The sequence below is a fragment of the Salipiger sp. PrR007 genome (assembly GCF_010499845.1).
GTDB classification, from domain to species: Bacteria; Pseudomonadota; Alphaproteobacteria; order Rhodobacterales; family Rhodobacteraceae; genus Salipiger; species Salipiger pacificus_A.
The window spans coordinates 1-1,883 of the sequence record NZ_JAAGOZ010000090.1; the positions used below are offsets into that span (position 1 = coordinate 1).

Sequence of the window (1,883 nt, forward strand, 5' to 3'; positions counted from 1 at the left end):
GCCGGCTGATCGCCGCGACCGCCGTAGTGGGGAATTTTACTTCGGCGCTTTTGGGGAAAATTAAGACGGCGTTGACAGTCGAGACCCGCAAGGAGCAGGCCGCGCCCTCTACCACGACGCCGCGCCGGACGCGTCAGCGCAACCTTGGCCATTTGCCCGCGGGTTTGCCGCGTATCGAACGGGTCCTCGAGCCGACCAGCCTCGATTGCCCCTGCGGTTGCGGCCGGATGCACCGGATCGGCGAGGACCGCACCGAGCGCCTGGACATCGTGCCTGCGCAGCTCCGCGTGCTGGTCGACATCCGGCCGAAGTATGCCTGCCGCATCTGTTCGGATGGCGTCACTCAGGCACCTGCCGCGCCCTGGCTGATTGAAGGCGGTCTTCCAACTGAGGGTGCCATTGCACATGTGTTGGTCTCGAAGTTCGCGGACCACCTGCCATTTTACAGGCAGAGCCAGATCCTGGCGCGCTCCGGCATCCAGGTCGACCGCAGCACACTGGCGGACTGGGCCGGCACTGCAGCCTTCCATCTTGGCCCCGTGGTCGATCGGCTAACCGAGCATCTCAAATCCTCGGGCAAACTGTTCATGGACGAGACCACGGCCCCGGTGCTGGATCCAGGCCGAGGGCGAACCAAGACGGGATACTTCTGGGCGCTTGCCCGAGATGACCGCGGATGGGGCGGAGAAGACCCGCCCGGTGGCGTGTTCACCTATCATCCCAGCCGCGCCGGGGCGCATGCAGAGCAGATCCTCCAGGGCTTCGACGGCACCCTCCAGCTCGACGGCTACACCGGTTACGACCGCCTCACACGCACGTCCCGCAAGGGCGGCGCGCCGATCACGGTTGCCCACTGCTGGGCACACGCTCGCCGCAAGCTGAAGGAAGTCTTCGACCGGGATGGATCCGAGATCGCTGCCGAGGGGCTTCGCCGCATTGCCGAGCTCTACCGCATCGAGGCCGAGATCCGCGGCATGGGCCCGGGCCAACGCCTGTCGGCCCGCCAGAGCCGCAGCCTGCCCCTCGTGGCCGAGTTCGGTGATTGGCTGCAGGCACAGCGCCTGCGTATCTCGGCCAAGTCGCGCCTTGGCGAGAAGCTGACCTACATCCACCGCCAGTGGGGCGGGCTGCAGACCTTCCTCCACGACGGCCGCGTCGAGATCGACTCCAATGCCGTCGAGAACCTGATCCGCCCGATTGCGCTCACGCGGAAGAATGCTCTCTTCGCCGGCCACGACGAGGGTGGCCGCACCTGGGCCCGCATCGCCTCCCTCATCGCCACCGCGAAGATCAACGGCGTCGAGCCCTTCGCCTACATCAAGGCGACCCTCGAAGCCATCGCCGCCGGTCACCCCGCCAGCAGGATCGACGAGCTCCTGCCATGGAACTTCAACCCGTCAAGCTGAACAGGCGTGCCGCGGTGACAGCGCTTACCGATCTCTGACCCAATTGCTTGGCAAGACCCGTCACGCCAAGCACGAGCGCTCAGAATGAAATCGGCTCGCGCTTTCACGTCGAGCTTTGACAGAATAACCGGATCGTATCCGAGCCAGTCGAAAGTCTCGATCAGCCGATGATATTCGTCGATACCGCCCTTGAGGTCTTTTTCCGCGTTCACTGTCCCTGTGGGGGATTTCTGGCCAAGGCGGGGTCAGAAACACCTGGTGATGGAAGCGGGCGTGTCCCGACAAGGTGACAATGGCCGCCAATCCGGTTGCATGTTCCAGCGCGATGGCCGCATCCAGCAGCCCGCGATCAAAGAAGACCCAACCCTGCGAAGACGCGATGCGGTTGGGGTCTCCGGTCTGTGGCGCGACATCGCAGTTGAGTGCTGAGCGACATCGCAGGTGGATGACGGTGACGTTTTTTGACGGTGCCGGTTT

The 1,883-nt window shown here is 64.5% G+C and carries 2 protein-coding genes; one reads left to right on the top strand and one right to left on the bottom strand.

The window, feature by feature from the left end; all coding sequences use genetic code 11:
- The coding region (locus G0Q01_RS24565) for an IS66 family transposase (protein ID WP_164213946.1) at positions 1 to 1,406 on the top strand (1,406 nt) is incomplete at its 5' end.
- Between the two features lie 60 nt (positions 1,407 to 1,466).
- Here G0Q01_RS24565 and G0Q01_RS24570 read toward each other — a convergent pair.
- Positions 1,467 to 1,883 (bottom strand): AAA family ATPase (locus G0Q01_RS24570; protein WP_164213947.1); only part of this gene is annotated, 417 nt, incomplete at its 5' end.